The organism is Ruegeria sp. SAZD011 (assembly GCF_059612545.1).
Map to the genome: position 1 here is coordinate 1 of NZ_JBXWQU010000002.1, position 16,179 is coordinate 16,179.

The window sequence follows — 16,179 nt, forward strand, 5'->3', positions numbered from 1 at the left end:
CCCCAACCGAGGCCTTCAGAGAAGAAATGATGAAACTGAGATAGCGGAAACCGTCGCAACGACCCTTGAGCCATCAATGCCCGAGGAACCAGGCATAGGTGCTCTCGACCCCCTGCTCCAGCGGGATCGAGGCCTGCCAGCCCAGCCGGGCCAGCCGGCTGACATCCATCAGCTTGCGCGGGGTTCCGTCCGGTTTGCTGGCGTCAAAGACCAGCCGCCCCGCAAAGCCGGTCACCCGGGCAACAAGCTCGGCCAGCGCGCGAATGCTCAGATCGACGCCCGACCCCACATTGATATGGCTCAGCATCGGCTCGGTTTCGCGGTCATAGACCGCCCGCTCCAGATCCATGACGAAAAGCGACGCCGCCGCCATGTCATCCACATGCAGGAATTCGCGCATGGGCGTGCCGCTGCCCCAGATCACCACCTCGTCGGCGCCGTCCCGCACCGCCTGGTGGAACCGCCGGATCAGGGCGGGCAGCACATGGGAATTCTCGGGGTGGAAATTGTCGCCCGGCCCATAGAGGTTGGTCGGCATCACCGAGCGGTAATCGACCCCGTATTGCCGGTTGTAGCTTTCGCACAGCTTGATGCCGGCGATCTTGGCGATGGCATAGGGTTCGTTGGTGGGTTCCAGCGGACCGGTCAAGAGCGCGGCCTCGGCCATCGGCTGGGCCGCCGCGCGCGGATAGATGCAGCTTGACCCCAGTTGCAACAGCCGCGTGACCCCGGCGGCAAAGGCCTGGTGGATCACGTTGCATTCGATCATCAGGTTTTCATAGATGAACTGCGCCGGATAGGTGTTGTTGGCGTGGATGCCCCCCACCCTGGCCGCCGCCAGGATCACCTGGTCGGGGCGTTCGGTGGTCATGAAATCGCGCACCGCCGCCTGGTCGGTCAGGTCCAGTTCCGCATGGCTGCGGGTGATCAGCTCCAGCGCGTCGCCCGCCGCCTGCCGCGCCTGCAACCGGCGCAGGATGGCGCTGCCGACCATGCCGCGATGGCCCGCCACATAGATCTTCATCGCGCTCACCCCTCGACCGAGACCGGCACATCCATGCCATGCGCCTTGAGCAGGGCATGACGGCGCGCGGTCTTCAGATCCTCGGCCACCATCTCGGCGCACATCTGCTGCACCGTGATCTCCGGCTCCCAGCCCAGTTCGCGCTTGGCCTTGGACGGGTCGCCCAGCAGCGTGTCGACCTCGGCGGGGCGGAAATAGCGCGGGTCGATGCGCATGACCACATCGCCCACCTTCAGCGCCGGCGCCTTGTCGCCCGCGATGGCGGTCACGGTGGCGATCTCGTCCACGCCGCTGCCCGAGAAGGCCAGCGTCACGCCCAGTTCCGCCGCCGACCAGGCGATGAATTCGCGCACCGAATATTGCACGCCGGTGGCGATCACGAAATCCTGCGGAACCTCCTGTTGCAGCATCATCCACTGCATGCGCACGTAATCCTTCGCATGGCCCCAGTCGCGCAGGCTGTCGATATTGCCCATGTAAAGGCAGTCTTCCAGCCCCTGGGCGATATTGGCCAGGCCACGGGTGATCTTGCGGGTGACAAATGTCTCGCCGCGGCGCGGGCTCTCGTGGTTGAACAGGATGCCGTTGCAGGCATACATGCCGTAAGCCTCGCGATAGTTCACCGTGATCCAATAGGCATACATCTTGGCCACCGCGTAAGGAGAGCGCGGATGGAACGGGGTGGTCTCGCGCTGGGGCGTCTCCGCCACCTGCCCGTAAAGCTCCGAGGTCGAGGCCTGGTAGAACCGGGTCTGCTTCTCCAGCCCCAGAAAGCGGATCGCCTCGAGCAGGCGCAGCGTGCCCATGGCATCGACATCGGCGGTATATTCGGGAGCCTCGAAACTGACCGCCACATGGGATTGCGCGCCCAGGTTATAGACCTCGTCGGGCTGCACCTCGGACAGGATCCGGGTCAGGTTGGAACTGTCGGTCAGATCGCCGTAATGCAGCCGGAACCGGGCATGGTCGGTATGCGGATCCTCGTAGATATGGTCGATCCGCTGGGTGTTGAACAGCGACGAGCGGCGCTTGATCCCGTGCACCTCATAGCCCTTTTCCAGCAGGAATTCGGCCAGATAGGATCCATCCTGTCCGGTGACCCCGGTGATCAGCGCGGTTTTCGACATGCGTTCGGGTTCTCCTGCTGTGCCCGCGGGCATTTGTCTGTCGGTGATACCGGTCCAGGCAGGGGATTTGCAAGCGACCCTCTGCCCGGCACGGCGTCCCCCGGAGCGCAGGGGCCGGGGCGCAGACACGAAAACAGGCCCGCAAAGGGGCCTGCCTCAGATTACATGGACCATGTCGGCCGAAAGGCCGTCCGGATCAGCTGCCGCTGCCGGTGGTGGTCGTGGTGGTCGAGCTGTCGTCGCCGGCAACTGCCGCGATGATCACGACACCTGCCAGGATACCGGCTGCTGCCCCTGCGCTGATGGTGCCGCCAACCAGGCCGCCAGCTGCGGTACCGCCGCTGACCGCGCCGGCATAGGCGGGGTTCACGGTGCCGGGCACGCACCAGACCTTCAGACGGCCGTCTTCCAGGTACTCGGCGCGGGTCACGTCGCAGATGTTGGCGTCACGTGCATCGTCGATGGCTGCAGCCGACACAACCGCGGGCGTCATAACTGCGAGAGCGGCAAGCGCGGTAATCGTTTTCTTCATAATCAAACCCCTTTTGGCTGAACTTGACTGCGTTGTAGACCGAATCATATCTCTTTTCAACGTGCCATGCACCTAGAGACCCCTGAGATGGGACACTTTTTTCCCTCCAGGCGCGGCAGGGTCATTTTCGCAGCAGGCGAAACCGCATATATCCGATCTCGGGACCCGCCCATTGCCGCGACTGCCAGACCACGCCCGCGCCGGTGTCGATCCAGTAGGAATTGGTGATTTCTCCTGTATCTCCAACGCAATGCTGCTCGACCAGCCGGGTGGCATGGCGCCGGCCGACGATCTCGATCTGGGCCGGACCGCGCTCGGCCAGCTCGCAGGCCAGCACCATCCGGCGCTCCTCGATATCGCCGGTCCGGATCAGGTGCACCTGCGGCCCGCCCTCGGACGGGCCCGGCAAGGATCCGCTTACCTGCACCGAACTCGACAGGATATCGCCGCCGATCCCGCGGGTCGCCACCAGCACGCCGTTGCGCATCGTCAGCGAGACATTGTCGCCGGTGCGCCAGACCTGGACATGGCCGGCCGCCCCCTCGTCACGCTCGGCCGAGACATAGAGATAGGCCGCCATGTCGAGCCGCTCGACCCGCGCCTCGAGCGCCGGGGCGGTCAGCGCGTCCAGCTCGGCCCGGGTCACCGGCGGCAGTTCGGCCGGGCCGGCGCGGCGGGCCTTGATGATATCGCGGGTGTTCTTGGCGATCTCGACCTGCAGCGGCACCTCTTCGGTGCCCGAGGCACAGCCCGTCAGCACCGCCAGCAGCCCCAGGATCAGCCCCTTGCGTCTCATATCCGTCATTCCCAGAACCCCGCCCATTCATCGGTCAGCGCCTTGCGATGGGCCTCGCGGACCTGACCGTAGAGCCGGCCCGGCACATGCACCCGGGCGCCGCCATCGCGCTGGATCGGCCGGATCGTGGTGCCCAGCGACTTGCGGCTGGGCTTGCCCAGGAACCATTCCAGCGGGATGCTGAAGCGGATGCCCTTGTCGAACGAGCCTTCGCCGAAATCGGCCGAGGAGACATTGGTGAGCGTGAAGAAGCCCCCCACCGACCAGCCATTGGCGAACACCCGGTCCAGCGACACGGTGGCGCCGATATCGCCGGCCAGATAGCGGCCCACGTCGATCTGGCCGTGAAACCCGTTGTTGAAATCCATGTAGGCCGAGGCATGGCCGGTGAAGACCCGGTAATCCTGGAAGCCGAGCCGCTGGTTGAAATCCCGCTTCAGCGCGTAATTGGCCTCGACCCCCAGCGCCAGCGGGCTGTTGACCGGTTTCCACAGGACTTCGGTGGACAGGCCGCCATAGCCGTATTCGAAATAGCCCGCCGTCACCCGGGCATAGAGATCCTTGCCCGGCTGCCAATAGCGCGCCACGTAGAGGTTGTTCAGCGTGGTGTCATATTGCGCATACAGCACCTGGTCGGTGCGGACCGGCGGCAGCGCCGAGGGCGACAGGCGGCCGTTCTTGGTATTGCCGGCCAGCCGCTGGCGGATCTTGCCCGAGATCACCCAGCCCGGCGCGGGCTGGTAGGTGGCCCCGAAATCGACGCCCACGTCGATGCGCAGCGGCTGATCGGGGTCAAAGAAGGCGGGCGCGAAATAGGGCGCCACCGACCAGCTGAAATCGGGATAGAGCTCGCGGCCATAGACCGCGCTGTCCGAGGCCGGGGCGGCCGAGTTGAACCCGGTCACCGCCAGCATCGCCTCCGAGGCATTGGCATCGAATTCCAGCGCCTCCAGATCCGAGCGCCGCAGGGTGATCGTGGACAGGCTCATCCCGCGCGAGACCGGCACCAGGTGAAAGGTCTCGACCGAGGGCGGCAGGATGCGGGCCATGGTCCGGGCCGCCCGGCCCGCCGCCACCGCGTAAGACCGGTAGCGGGTGCTGCGGAACCGCAGCCGGGCGCTGTGGGCCTCGATCTCGAGGCTTTCCAGGATCAGCCCCTCGTCCTTGAGTGCCGCCTGCAACAGCGAGCGCAGCAGCGGCGCCGGGCGGCCTTCGGACCAGCTGGTGCTCCAGGCCTCGGGGTTGGTGGCGCGGTCGGGGCGCGGCTGGATCGGTTGCGGCGCCGCCAGGGTGCGCGGGATCGCGGGCTGTTTCGGGTTCAGCTGGATCTGCGCGCTGAGGCCGAATTCGGACCCGTAAAGGTAATAGGCGCCCAGCCGGGTGCGCGCGCTGGCCTGCCATTCCACCCCGAAATTGACCGGCGATTTCTTCTGAAAGACAGAGGTGGTCTGGGTCTCGGTCACATAATCGTCCGAGGAATATTCCAGCTTGAAGCTCCACTTGTCGTTGGCCTGCCATTCCAGGCCGCCGAACAGCGCCATCGGGCCGCGGAACCACTGGTCATAGGACAGCTGGCCGCCGGTGCTGCCGGGGGTAAAGGCGGGCCGGCTTCCATAGCCGCCAAACGAGCCGAAACTGCCCAGCCGCCCCCAGCCGAGACCGGCCGTGACCTTGAGCCGTCCGGGCAGGTGCGAGGCCCCCAGCGGCGGGGTGTCGAATGTCTTGGTGGCGACCAGATATTCGGCCGCATAGACACCGGTGCCCGCGAAATCCTGCAAACCCAGCGCGATCTGGGGCCGGTACCGGGTTTCCCGGGCCAGTCGGAACCGCACATCGAAGCCCCGGTCGTAATAGGTGGGAAAGCCGCGCAGGTTCCAGTTGCCGATCGAGTTGTAGCGGAAGCTGGCCGAGATCCAGGGCGTCGGCTGAAAGGTCAGCGTATAGCGTCCCTGATTGCCGAAATAGCTGATCGTGGTGGTGAATTGCCCCTCGGGCAGCATCTCGGCCGAGGGCATGTCGATGACACCCGGCACACCGTAGAAGTTCAGCGTCGGGACCGGCAGGGTCCGAAACACCGGTTCCTGCGCCACGGCACCGGGGATGACGACATCGGCCTGCTGTGCCTGCGCGGCGGCCCCCAGAACCGCGGCCAGCATCCAACCCGTCACCGCAATGCGTCGCATGAAACAATCCTGCCCTCTAACTCGTTAATCTCTTATGCGATGCGGCCCCCGCATTCGTAAAGCCGCAATGCTGGCCACAGGCGAAACAACGGTCCGGGGCGCGACCCGAAAGCCCGGCTTTCAGGCTCAGAGCTTGCCGGTCAGGTCCTCGGCGGGGGTCGGCACCCAGTCGATCCAGCGCTCGAGCAGGTCGCGGGCCAGCTCGGCATCGCTGGCCGCCATCGCCTGGCGCAGCCCGCGCAACATGCCGGCGACCTCGATCTCCGACAGCTTGTCCTCCTGGGCGCAGAAAATCTTCTGATAGCGGGTGCGGCGCAGATCGGGGTTCAGCGACAGCTCTTCCTGCAGCTTCTCGCCCGGGCGCAGCCCGATGAATTCGATCGCGATATCGCCCTGCGGGTTGTCCTCGTCGCGCACGCTGTAGCCCGCGCTCTGGATCACCTGCCGCGCCAGGTGCAGGATCGCCACCGGCTCTCCCATGTCCAGCACGAAGATCTCGTCCCCCGTGGCCTCGGCCCCGGCACAGAGCACCAGCTGCACCGCCTCGCGGATGGTCATGAAATAGCGTTTGACGCGGGCGTCGGTCACCGTGACCGGCCCGCCCCGGCTGATCTGGTCCTGAAACAGCGGCACCACCGATCCCGAGGATCCCAGCACATTGCCGAACCGCACCGTGGCGAACACCGTGCCCGGATGGCGGACCGCCAGATCCTGCACCACCAGTTCGGCCATCCGCTTGGAGGCGCCCATCACATTGGCCGGGCGCACCGCCTTGTCCGACGAGATCAGGATGAAACGTTCGACCCCGGTCTCGGCCGCCTCGCGCGCCAGGGTCTGGGTTCCGAACACGTTGTTGGCCAGCCCCGCCAGCGGGTTCGCCTCGACCAGCGGCACATGCTTGTAGGCCGCCGCATGCAGCACCACCTGCACCCTGTTCTCGGTCAGCACCTTGCGCACCAGGCGCGGGTCGGTGACCGAGCCCAGCACCGGCACCACCTCGATCCCGGTTCCTTCGGTCAGCTGGGTGATTTCCTGGTGCGCGGTATAAAGCGCCAGCTCGCTCAGCTCGTAGAGCACCAGCCGGGTCGGGCCGCAGCTCAGGATCTGGCGGCACAGCTCGGCCCCGATCGAGCCGCCCGCGCCGCTGACCAGAACGCTGCGCCCCGCATAGCTGGCGCTGGCCTGGGCCAGTTCCACATCCCGCGCCGCCCGTCCCAGAAAGCTCTGCGGCGGGATCAGGGTCAGCTTGTCGACCAGCGGCTCCTCTCCGATCAGCTGGGCAAAGGATGGCAGCGCCTGCACCTCGAACCCCATCTGCTGCAACCGGGTGACGATCTGCGCCTGCTTGGGCTGGCTCTGCGACGGCATCGCCAGCAGCACCCGCCGGATGCCCCGCGCGCGGGCGACTTCGGCCAGACGGGCGGGCGGATAGACCGGCAGGCCCATCAGCGTCATTCCCTGCAACGAGACATTGTCATCGACAAAGGCCGCCGGGACGATCCGCTCATGGGTCTTGAGCGCCTGGGCCAGTTGCAGGCCGGTGCTGCCGGCACCATAGATCAGGACCGGCCGGCGCGGCCGCGCCCGGCGATAGATCCCCAGCACGATCTGATAGAGCAGCACCCGCACCGCCAGAAAGGACAGGAAATAGCTGGCGCCAAAGATCACATGGGTTCCCGGCGGCAGCGGAATCTTCGCCAGCGCCGTCAACCCGGCCGCACTGCCGGTCATCACCAGCACCAGCACGGTGCTGCGGCCGACCGCGTGATGCTCAAAGGCATTGAGCTGGATATAGGGCAGCTTCAGCCAGATCGACAGCCCCGCGGCGATGGCCATCAGCGCGGGCAGGATCGGCAGCGTCTGGCGCAGGGTCTCCAATGGCGAGGTGGTCAGCGGCTGCACCGTATAGGTGAACAGCAGGGCCAGCGGGATCAGCGCCATGTCGATCGCCATGAAAACCGCCGCCTTCTGTGTGCGGGTCATCCGGTTAAGCAATCGGAACATATAGAGCTTTCCACCGTTTGCGCCCTGCCGATCAGGACCATCTGCTCCTACCCCTCAAAACCGGTAGGAGGCAACACCTGCAATATACGGAATTTTTCCGGGTCCCGGCCAGACGGCCGCGGAACAGGCCGGCGGCGCCCCCGAATCCCACCCGAATCCGGCGCCCGCATGCAGGCGCGGTTCGGTGAACCGCCCTTACTCGGCGGCTTCCCTGCTCTGCATCAGCTCGACTAGGTACTGGCTCAGGTCGTCGCGCAGGTCGGCGCGGGCCAGGGCAAAGGCCACGGTCGCCTGCAGGAAGCCCGCCTTCGAGCCGCAATCGAATCTCTGCCCCCGGAACCGGTAGCCATAGACCGGGTTGCCGTTCTCGATGTCCTGGGCGATGGCATCGGTCAGCTGGATTTCGCCCCCGGCGCCCGACTTGATCTTGTTGAGGTTCTTCAGCACCGAAGGCGCCAGGATATAGCGCCCGATCACCGCCAGGTTCGACGGGGTTTCCGCCGCCGGCGGCTTTTCCACCATACCCTTGACCGAGACCACCGCGCCCATGTCCTCGGCCACGTCCAGCATGCCGTAGGAACTGGCCTTCTCGGTGGGCACCTCCATCGCGGCCACCATGTTGCCGCCGGTTTCGGCATAGGCCTCGACCATCTGTTGCAGACAGGGTTTCTCGGCGGCGATCACGTCATCGGGCAGCATCACCACAAAGGGCTCGTCGCCGATCAGCCGGCGCGCGCACCAGACCGCGTGGCCCAGCCCCAACGCCCGGTGCTGCCGGATATAGGCGATGGCGCCGCTGTCCATGTTGGTGGTCTTGAGGATCTCGAGCAGCTCGGTCTTGCCCTTCTTGCGCAATTCCTGCTCGAGGATCGGGGAGTGATCGAAATAGTCCTCGAGCGCGGATTTCCCGCGCGAGGTGACGAAGATGAATTCCTTGATGCCGGCGGCGCGGGCCTCGTCGATGGCATATTGGACCAGCGGCCGGTCGACCAGGGTCATGATTTCCTTGGGCACCGATTTGGTTGCCGGCAGGAACCGGGTGCCCAGCCCCGCCACCGGAAAGACGGCTTTGGTAACTTTTCGCGTCATGACATACCCTCGATAATCATTCCGTTCCGGTCCACGTTACGCGAACCCGGTTTCGCCTTCGTATAGGCCTGTGCGCGAACCGGAATCAATGTCATTCCAGCCTGCCACCGCCGTTCGACCCGCGCCTTTGCACAAATCTGCCATCCATGCTCCGCGGCGGTCTGCTGCCTGCTGTAGCAGAGAATGACCGGCAACCCGAGGATGTTTCGCCCGGCGCCGATCCCGCGTTCGAGGTTGTGCCTTTGGCGCACCAGCAGAACGTGCCTTTGGCGCACCAGCGGAACCGGTCTTTTGGCGGGCCGGAATGGCTTGTCCGGGCGCCGGACCGCCCCCTCCGGGGGATATCGGCTGGCAGAACCCGGACCCAGTTGCTATGGCGGGCAGGACATCGGACACCACTGCGCTTTGGCGACAGGCCCAAGGGGGAGATGACGGACATGACGGCCATTCTGGTCACCGGCGGCGCGGGCTATATCGGGTCGCACGCCTGCAAGGCCCTCCGGGCCGCCGGCTATACGCCGGTCACCTATGACAACCTGGTCACCGGCTGGCGCGACGCGGTGAAATTCGGCCCCTTCGAACAGGGCGATCTGACCGACCGGGCGCGGCTGGATCAGGTCTTTGCCACATACAGGCCCGCGGCGGTGATGCATTTCGCGGCGCTGAGCCAGGTCGGCGAGGCGATGAACGAACCGGGCCGCTACTGGGCCAACAATGTGGGCGGGTCGCTGACCCTGATCGAGGCGGCGGTGGCCGCCGGCTGCCTGGATGTCGTGTTCTCCTCGACCTGCGCCACCTATGGCGAACATGACAATGTGGTGCTGGACGAAGAGACCCCGCAGCAGCCGCTCAACGCCTATGGCGCCAGCAAGCGCGCGGTCGAGGATATTCTGCGCGATTTCGGCGCCGCCCATGGGCTGCGGTCGGTGATCTTCCGCTATTTCAACGTGGCGGGTGCCGACCCCGAGGCCGAGGTGGGCGAGTTCCACCGCCCCGAGACCCATCTGGTGCCGCTGATGCTGGACGCGATCGAGGGCAAGCGCGCCGCGCTGACCGTGTTCGGCACCGATTACGACACCCCCGACGGCACCTGCATCCGCGACTATGTGCATGTCTGCGACCTGGTGGATGCCCATGTTCTGGGTCTGAAATGGCTCGAGGCCGGCAAGGCATCGCGGGTCTTCAACCTGGGCACCGGCAGCGGGTTTTCGGTGATGGAGGTGATTGAGCACTCGCGCGCCGTCACCAACCGCGCGGTGCCCTACCAGACCGGCCCGCGCCGGGCGGGCGATTGCACCAAGCTGGTTTCGGGCAGCACCCGCGCCGCCGCCGAACTGGGCTGGCAGCCGCACCGCTCGGATCTGCAGACGATGATCTCGGACGCCTGGCGCTGGCACCAGAGCGGGCATTACGAGGCATAGGGCGGCCACCCGCCCTGCGCCCCGCGCGGGCCGGCCTCAGGGCAATGCGATGGGCGCGGCGCCGGGGGCCAATGCGTTGATGCGGCACAGATGCTCGGGCAGGCAGCGGGTGAGGAAATCGTATTTCTCGACCACATGCGCCCGCGCCGCCGGACCCAGATGGGCATGGGCCTCCGGATTGGCCAGCACGTCGATCACCTGATCGGCCAGCGCGCCGTGATCGAAGAAATCCACCAGCAGCCCGGTTTCGCCATGGCTCACCGCCTCGCGCACCGGGGCCACGTCCGAGGCCACCACGGTGGCCTGCATCGACATCGCCTCGAGCAGCGACCAGCTGAGCACGAAGGGCATGGTCAGGTAGATGTGGCAGCGGCTGAGCTGTACGATCTGGCGGAACTTGTCATAGGGAACGCGGCCCAGGAAATGCACCCGCTCCCAATCCAGGTCCCCGCCCACCTCGGCCTCCATCTCGGCGCGCAAGCCGCCCTCGTGACGGCTCTTGCGCCCATAGGAGACCTCGTTGCCGCCTAGGATCAGCACCCGGGCCCGGGGCCGCGCGCGCAGGATTTTCGGCAGCGCGCGCATGAAGATGTGAAAGCCGCGCGCATGTTCCAGGTTGCGTGCCAGATAGGTAAAGACCTCGTCATTGCGGGTCAGCGGCCGGTCCAGCCGCCCCAGGCCCAGCTGCACCTGCGGATCGGGGCGCAGCAGGTCGGTGCGGATCCCGTCGTGGCAGGTATAGAACTTGTCGTGGAAACTGGCGGGAAAGACATCCCGTTGCCAGCGGGTCGGCACATGCCCCAGATCGACATGCTGGATATTGGCATAAGGCACCGCGTTGCGGGCCTCGAGCAGGAAGGGCGAATGTTCCGAGGGCTTGTCATCGGGGTCGAACCCGACCAGTCCGCCCTCGCTGATGTAGAAATATTCGAAGAAGCCCAGCAGCGGCACGTCGGGCCAGATCTGCTTGAAGAACAGCAGCTCGCCCCAGCCGGTATGGCCCAGCACGATATCGGGGCGAAACCCGGCCTCGCGTTCCAGGTCCCGGGCCGCCATGGCGGCGCCGAAGCCGGCACCGGCGGCCTCTTCCCAGGTCTTGGACAGGCCATAGGCGCCCTTGGCGGGCTTGTGATGCGGCTTGTAGACCACCGTCCGGACACCGGGGATACGCGGCGCCGGGCTGCGCTGGGTCAGGAACACCAGCTCGTGCCCGCCCTGGGCGGCCAGCCATTGCACCAGCTCCCGGTACTGGCCCGGCATGTTCTGATGGACAAAGAGGATCTTCACCGGATCAGCCTCTCCAGATAGGCGCCATAGGCGTTCTTGGCGAACAGCGCCGCCCGCGCCCGCACCTGATCGGCGTCGATCCAGCCCGCCTCATAGGCGATCTCCTCGGGGCAGCCGGTCTGCAACCCCTGCCGCTCTTCCAGCGTGCGCACGAAATTGCCCGCGTCCAGCAGGCTGGCATGGGTGCCGGTATCCAGCCAGGCATAGCCGCGGCCCATGGTCTCGACCCTGAGCTGGCCCTGTTCCAGATACATCTGCAACAGATCGGTGATCTCCAGCTCGCCCCGGGGCGAGGGGGTCACTGCGCGCGCCCTTTCGGGGGCGGTGCCGTCGAGGAAATAAAGCCCGGTCACCGCATAGTTCGACGGCGGCTCCTTGGGTTTCTCGACGATGCGGCGGGCGATGCCGGCCTCGAAGGCGACCACGCCATAGCGTTCGGGATCGGCCACGTGATAGCCGAAGACGGTGCCGCCGGTGGCATGCGCATCCGCCGCCGCCAACAGTTTCGGCAACCCGTGGCCAAAGAAGACATTGTCGCCCAGCACCAGCGCGCTGGGGGCGCCGTCCAGGAAATCCTCGGCCAGGAGATAGGCCTGCGCCAGCCCGTCGGGGCTGGGCTGGACCACATAGCTGAGCGAGATCCCCCACTGGCTGCCATCACCCATGGTGCGGATGAACTGGTCCTGGTCCTGCGGCGTGGTGATGACGCAGATCTCGCGGATGCCCGCCAGCATCAGCACGCTGAGCGGGTAATAGATCATCGGCTTGTCATAGAGCGGCAAGAGCTGTTTCGACACGGCCATGGTGATCGGATAGAGCCGGGTGCCGCTGCCGCCTGCCAGAATGATCCCCTTGCGTCCGCTCATGCCCGTTCTCCCAGCTCTCTCAATATCCCGGCCAGCCCGGCCCGCCAGTCGGGACGTCTAATGCCGAAAACCGCCTCCAGTGAGGCGCAATCGAGGCGGGAATTGAGCGGCCGGCGCGCGGGCGTGGGATAATCGGAGCTGGGAATATCGGCGACCTCGCAGGCGATCCCGGCCTGCGCGAATGTTTCGCGCGCGAAACTGGCCCAGCTCACATCCGGGGTGCCCGCGAAATGATAAGTGCCCGACTTGCCCGGATCCTCCAGCAACTGGCCGGCAATCTCCTGGCAGGCCGCCGCGATGTCGCGGGCCGGTGTCGGCCCGCCCAGCTGATCGGCCACGATGGTGAGCCGGTCCCGCTCGCGCCCCAACCGCAGCATGGTCTTGACGAAATTCGACCCATGTGCCGACACCACCCAGGAGGTGCGCAGGATCACATGCGCCCCACCCGCCGCGCGCACCGCCTGCTCGCCCGCCAGCTTGGAGCGGCCATAGGCGTTCACCGGCCCGGTCGCGTCGTCGGGATGCCAGGGTGCCTCACCGCTGCCGTCAAAGACATAATCGGTGGACACGTAGACCAGCGGCAGCCCGCGCGCCGCACAGGCCCGGGCGATGGCGCCGGGCGTCTGCGCATTGACGGTGGTGGCCAGCGCCTCCTCGCTCTCGGCCCGGTCGACGGCGGTATAGGCCGCCGCGATGATCACGGCTTCTGCCCCGGTATCCTCTATCCGCGTCACCGGATCGAAAGGATCGGTGAAATCCGCCAGGTCGCGACCCAGGCAGATGGTGCCGGGCAACCGCGCCAGTTCGCGCCCCAATTGCCCGGTCTGCCCGAATACCAAAACGGTCATGCCCCCTCCCCTGTCTTCATTCCGCCCCAAATACTCCCGCCGGAGGCGAGATTTTTCGACGAAAAATCTCTCATGCCCGCACCCCCAGCCGCTGGCCGACCCCGTCGCGGCTCTGCAGGGCGCGCCACCAGGCCTCGTTGCCCAGATACCAGGCGACGGTTTTCTCCAGCCCCTCCTCGACGGTGACGCTGGGCCGCCAGCCCAGCTCCTCGCGGATGCGGGTCGGGTCGATCGCATAGCGCGCATCATGTCCCGGACGGTCGGTGACAAAGGTGATCAGATCGGCATAAGCCTTGCCGTCAGCGCGCGGGCGCAGGTCATCCAGGATGGCGCAGAGGGTTTTCACCAGTTCCAGATTGGTCCGCTCGTTCTCGCCGCCGATATTATAGGTCCGCCCCACGGCCCCTCGTGTCACCACAAGCAAGAGCGCCTCGGCGTGATCCTCGACATAAAGCCAGTCGCGAATATTGGACCCGTCGCCATAGATCGGCAGTGGCTTGCCCGCCAGCGCGTTCAGGATGATCACCGGAATGAGCTTCTCGGGGAAATGATAGGGGCCGTAATTGTTGGAACAATTGGTCAGCACCACCGGCAGGCCATAGGTCTCGTACCAGGCCCGCACCAGGTGATCGGAACTGGCCTTGGAGGCCGAATAGGGCGAGCGCGGATCGTAAGCCGTTTCTTCGGTGAACCTGACCGCCGGATCGGCGGGCAGGCTGCCATAGACCTCGTCGGTCGAGATATGGTGGAACCGGAACGCCGCGGGCCGTCCCTGCCCCACCCAGTATTTCCGCGCCGCCTCGAGCATGTTGAAGGTGCCGGTGATATTGGTCTCGATGAAATCACCCGGCCCGTCGATTGAGCGGTCCACATGGCTTTCGGCAGCCAGATGCATCACCGCGTCCGGCCCGTGTTCGGCAAACACCGCATCCAGCGCGGCGCGGTCACGGATATCAGCCTCTACAAAGGTGTAATCCGGGTGATCCGCAACGCTGGCCACATTGTCCAGACAGGCGGCATAGGTCAGCGCGTCGAGATTGACCACCGCATGGCCATCGGCGATGGCCCGGCGCACCACTGCCGAGCCGATGAACCCCGCGCCCCCGGTGACAAGCAGTTTCATGCCGCGCCCTCCCAGACAAAGGGGCTGTCGAACTCGGCCAGGGCGGGGGCCGTGGCATCCTTGGCGCTCAGCACCGGGTTGCCATCGATCCCCCAGTCGATGCCGCAGCTGTCCCAGCGCACCGCGCCGTCACATTCGGGGGCGTAGTAATCGGTGCATTTGTAACAGATCTCGGTATCGGGGGCGCGGGTGACGAACCCGTGCAGAAAGCCCTTGGGCACCAGCAGCTGGCGGCCGTTCTCGGCGCTCAGCTCGACCCCGAACCAGTGCCCGTAGGTGGGGCTGCCCTTGCGGATATCGACCGCCACATCGAAAAGCGCCCCCCGCCCGCAGCGCACCAGCTTGTCCTGGGCATGGGGCGGCGCCTGGAAATGCAGGCCCCGGACCGAGCCCACCCGGGTGGACAGCGAATGGTTGTCCTGCACGAACTCCATCTCGATCCCGTGTTCGGCCAGCCGCGCCTTGTTCCAGGTCTCGCTGAAAAATCCGCGTTCGTCGCCAAACCGGGCCGGGGTCAGCATCAGCACCCCGGACAAGGGAGTCTTTTCCACCTGCATGTACACGTCGCCTCTTTGGAACTGTTTTCCGATCTTTAGCAAAACCGGGCCGCGGGTGTCATCCTTCTGCCCGTTTCCGGACCCAGCCCAGAAAAGCGGCGTCGGGCTTTCTCAGCCGCGGCGCGCCGGTGCGGGCCCAGACCCCGCGCCAATCGGCCTCGAGCGCATAGACATCCGCCCCCGGTATCAGGCGGCGGGCCTCTTCCAGCGTCTCGGCACGCAGCACCGGCGGGCGGGCCTCGCCCTCGACCAGCCCGCCGCGCGGGGCAAAGCGGATCAGGTCGCCGGGTTCCTCGCTCATCTCGTAATCGGGCAGGTGACCGGCCTCGATCATGTCGCGCAGCATCTTGCGGAACACCCGGCGGGGCGAGGCCGAGCCGGATTTCTTGAGCAGCGTGTCGACCGAGACGGTCCAGGCCGGCTGGCGCCCGCAATGTTTGCGCGCCAACTCGTAGATGCGCCGCTCCAGCGGTTTGCGCAGGCGAAAGTAATCGCGGCTGAGCGTCAGCACCGATTTCGACAGCACCGCGCGATAGAGCCAGTCGCTGAGCGTCACCGCCACGCTGACCATGCGACCGCCCCGCGTCTTGCGCACGATCTCCCAGCTCTCGATCAGGCCGAACCCGGTGGTGGTCTCGATCTCGCCGGTGACGATATTGGTGGTGATGCGGGTGCCCGCCAGCCGCTCGAAGGCCTCGCGCAGGCGGCGATAGGCGTCTCCGCTGGTCTCGCGATTGGTGGCGATCAGCAGGTCATGCGCCTTGAGCTGCACCGTGCGGCTGACCCGGCGGCCCGCGTTCAGCGCCGCCATCAGCTGGCTGATGCAGAAGATCAGGATATCCTTGTCATGGATGGTGGCCAGGCCCCGCATGCTGGGGGTGACGGTGATCTCGGTACCGTTGTGGTCGTATTGCAGGATGCGCCGGTCGGGCCGGGTCGCCAGCGAGAACAGCGGATGTTCCATGCTGGCGATATCGTCCTTGGGGATCGCATCGAAAATGTCGCAGACGAAGAAATCGCCCTGCTGGTGGCGATCAGGCAAAAGCCCCGCGCCCATTGCTGTCACTGCCCTGCTCATGGCCCTGCCTTCGGTGCCTGTTCTGCGGTCGGTATCCGACTCGTTTTCTTTCGTGGTTTTAGTGACACCACCCTAGAGTTATCCACAAGCCCGCACAACGGGGGTTCGGAGTCGCCTGATCGGGGGTTCGGAGTCAGTCTTTCGGGGGTTCAGAGTCGCCTGTCCTCGTGAATTTGAGGTTTACCAATTGATCATAAAGGGAAAAATAACAAATCTCCTGCCCTGTAACACATAGATAACACAA

Annotated in this window: 14 protein-coding genes; 1 reads left to right on the plus strand and 13 read right to left on the minus strand. The window is 65.8% G+C overall.

Translation table 11 applies throughout. The annotated features are described in order from the left end of the window. Positions 1 to 73: 73 nt before the first annotated feature. The 7 genes from fcl to galU all read right to left on the minus strand — a co-directional run bounded on the left by fcl (position 74) and on the right by galU (position 8,755). Entirely contained in the window at positions 74 to 1,024 is a 951-nt protein-coding gene (gene fcl / locus AC2FLM_RS00780; RefSeq protein WP_496854799.1) for a GDP-L-fucose synthase, read from the minus strand. A gap of 5 nt (positions 1,025 to 1,029) precedes the next feature. Beyond that, positions 1,030 to 2,151: a GDP-mannose 4,6-dehydratase gene (gene gmd, locus AC2FLM_RS00785; RefSeq protein ID WP_234145683.1), complete on the minus strand. Its 1,122-nt coding sequence runs from the start codon at positions 2,149 to 2,151 to the stop codon at positions 1,030 to 1,032. A 196-nt stretch (positions 2,152 to 2,347) separates the two neighbouring features. After that, entirely contained in the window at positions 2,348 to 2,683 is a 336-nt protein-coding gene (locus AC2FLM_RS00790; RefSeq protein ID WP_234222026.1) for a hypothetical protein, read from the minus strand. A 121-nt stretch (positions 2,684 to 2,804) separates the two neighbouring features. After that, on the minus strand, positions 2,805 to 3,488 hold the full coding sequence (locus AC2FLM_RS00795; RefSeq protein WP_234222025.1) for a YjbF family lipoprotein: 684 nt from the start codon (positions 3,486 to 3,488) through the stop codon (positions 2,805 to 2,807). Then, the gene (locus AC2FLM_RS00800) at positions 3,485 to 5,662 is read right to left on the minus strand and encodes a YjbH domain-containing protein (RefSeq protein WP_496854802.1); all 2,178 of its coding nucleotides are present in this window, start codon (positions 5,660 to 5,662) and stop codon (positions 3,485 to 3,487) included. Before AC2FLM_RS00800 ends, AC2FLM_RS00795 begins: the two co-directional genes overlap by 4 nt. Positions 5,663 to 5,788: 126 nt before the next feature. After that, positions 5,789 to 7,666, minus strand: coding sequence for a polysaccharide biosynthesis protein (locus tag AC2FLM_RS00805; RefSeq protein WP_234222023.1), 1,878 nt, complete (start codon positions 7,664 to 7,666; stop codon positions 5,789 to 5,791). A 195-nt stretch (positions 7,667 to 7,861) separates the two neighbouring features. Beyond that, positions 7,862 to 8,755, minus strand: a complete 894-nt coding sequence (gene galU, locus AC2FLM_RS00810) for a UTP--glucose-1-phosphate uridylyltransferase GalU (RefSeq protein ID WP_234222022.1) — start codon at positions 8,753 to 8,755, stop codon at positions 7,862 to 7,864. Positions 8,756 to 9,192: 437 nt separating this feature from the next. Between galU and galE the strand changes: the two genes are divergently transcribed. Further along, a complete protein-coding gene (gene galE / locus AC2FLM_RS00815) occupies positions 9,193 to 10,176 on the plus strand; it encodes a UDP-glucose 4-epimerase GalE (protein WP_496854805.1) in 984 nt (327 codons plus the stop codon). A gap of 36 nt (positions 10,177 to 10,212) precedes the next feature. On the opposite strand, the gene AC2FLM_RS00820 is transcribed toward galE, so the two are convergent. The 6 genes from AC2FLM_RS00820 to AC2FLM_RS00845 form a co-directional block, all read right to left on the minus strand. Continuing rightward, positions 10,213 to 11,463 (minus strand): glycosyltransferase family 4 protein, encoded by a 1,251-nt coding sequence (locus AC2FLM_RS00820; protein ID WP_496854807.1) that lies wholly within the window; start codon positions 11,461 to 11,463, stop codon positions 10,213 to 10,215. Then, on the minus strand, positions 11,460 to 12,329 hold the full coding sequence (rfbA, locus tag AC2FLM_RS00825; RefSeq protein WP_234222019.1) for a glucose-1-phosphate thymidylyltransferase RfbA: 870 nt from the start codon (positions 12,327 to 12,329) through the stop codon (positions 11,460 to 11,462). The genes AC2FLM_RS00820 and rfbA overlap by 4 nt, the downstream gene beginning before the upstream one ends. Then, on the minus strand, positions 12,326 to 13,177 hold the full coding sequence (gene rfbD / locus AC2FLM_RS00830; RefSeq protein WP_496854809.1) for a dTDP-4-dehydrorhamnose reductase: 852 nt from the start codon (positions 13,175 to 13,177) through the stop codon (positions 12,326 to 12,328). Before rfbD ends, rfbA begins: the two co-directional genes overlap by 4 nt. Positions 13,178 to 13,247: 70 nt before the next feature. Next, positions 13,248 to 14,300: a dTDP-glucose 4,6-dehydratase gene (gene rfbB, locus AC2FLM_RS00835; protein ID WP_496854811.1), complete on the minus strand. Its 1,053-nt coding sequence runs from the start codon at positions 14,298 to 14,300 to the stop codon at positions 13,248 to 13,250. After that, positions 14,297 to 14,857, minus strand: a complete 561-nt coding sequence (rfbC, locus tag AC2FLM_RS00840) for a dTDP-4-dehydrorhamnose 3,5-epimerase (RefSeq protein ID WP_496854813.1) — start codon at positions 14,855 to 14,857, stop codon at positions 14,297 to 14,299. The genes rfbB and rfbC overlap by 4 nt, the downstream gene beginning before the upstream one ends. Positions 14,858 to 14,915: 58 nt before the next feature. Then, positions 14,916 to 15,935, minus strand: a complete 1,020-nt coding sequence (locus AC2FLM_RS00845) for a replication initiator protein A (RefSeq protein WP_496854815.1) — start codon at positions 15,933 to 15,935, stop codon at positions 14,916 to 14,918. Positions 15,936 to 16,179: the final 244 nt, after the last annotated feature.

What these genes read in the sequence shown, in the direction of transcription:
- galE (WP_496854805.1), top strand. Translation starts at nt 9,193, where the DNA reads ATGACGGCCATTCTGGTCACCGGCGGCGCGGGCTATATCGGGTCGCAC.
- gmd (WP_234145683.1), bottom strand. Translation starts at nt 2,151, where the DNA reads ATGTCGAAAACCGCGCTGATCACCGGGGTCACCGGACAGGATGGATCC.
- fcl (WP_496854799.1), bottom strand. Translation starts at nt 1,024, where the DNA reads ATGAAGATCTATGTGGCGGGCCATCGCGGCATGGTCGGCAGCGCCATC.
- AC2FLM_RS00795 (WP_234222025.1), bottom strand. Translation starts at nt 3,488, where the DNA reads ATGACGGATATGAGACGCAAGGGGCTGATCCTGGGGCTGCTGGCGGTG.
- AC2FLM_RS00800 (WP_496854802.1), bottom strand. Translation starts at nt 5,662, where the DNA reads ATGCGACGCATTGCGGTGACGGGTTGGATGCTGGCCGCGGTTCTGGGG.
- AC2FLM_RS00845 (WP_496854815.1), bottom strand. Translation starts at nt 15,935, where the DNA reads ATGAGCAGGGCAGTGACAGCAATGGGCGCGGGGCTTTTGCCTGATCGC.
- galU (WP_234222022.1), bottom strand. Translation starts at nt 8,755, where the DNA reads ATGACGCGAAAAGTTACCAAAGCCGTCTTTCCGGTGGCGGGGCTGGGC.
- AC2FLM_RS00805 (WP_234222023.1), bottom strand. Translation starts at nt 7,666, where the DNA reads ATGTTCCGATTGCTTAACCGGATGACCCGCACACAGAAGGCGGCGGTT.
- AC2FLM_RS00790 (WP_234222026.1), bottom strand. Translation starts at nt 2,683, where the DNA reads ATGAAGAAAACGATTACCGCGCTTGCCGCTCTCGCAGTTATGACGCCC.
- rfbA (WP_234222019.1), bottom strand. Translation starts at nt 12,329, where the DNA reads ATGAGCGGACGCAAGGGGATCATTCTGGCAGGCGGCAGCGGCACCCGG.
- rfbC (WP_496854813.1), bottom strand. Translation starts at nt 14,857, where the DNA reads ATGCAGGTGGAAAAGACTCCCTTGTCCGGGGTGCTGATGCTGACCCCG.
- rfbD (WP_496854809.1), bottom strand. Translation starts at nt 13,177, where the DNA reads ATGACCGTTTTGGTATTCGGGCAGACCGGGCAATTGGGGCGCGAACTG.
- rfbB (WP_496854811.1), bottom strand. Translation starts at nt 14,300, where the DNA reads ATGAAACTGCTTGTCACCGGGGGCGCGGGGTTCATCGGCTCGGCAGTG.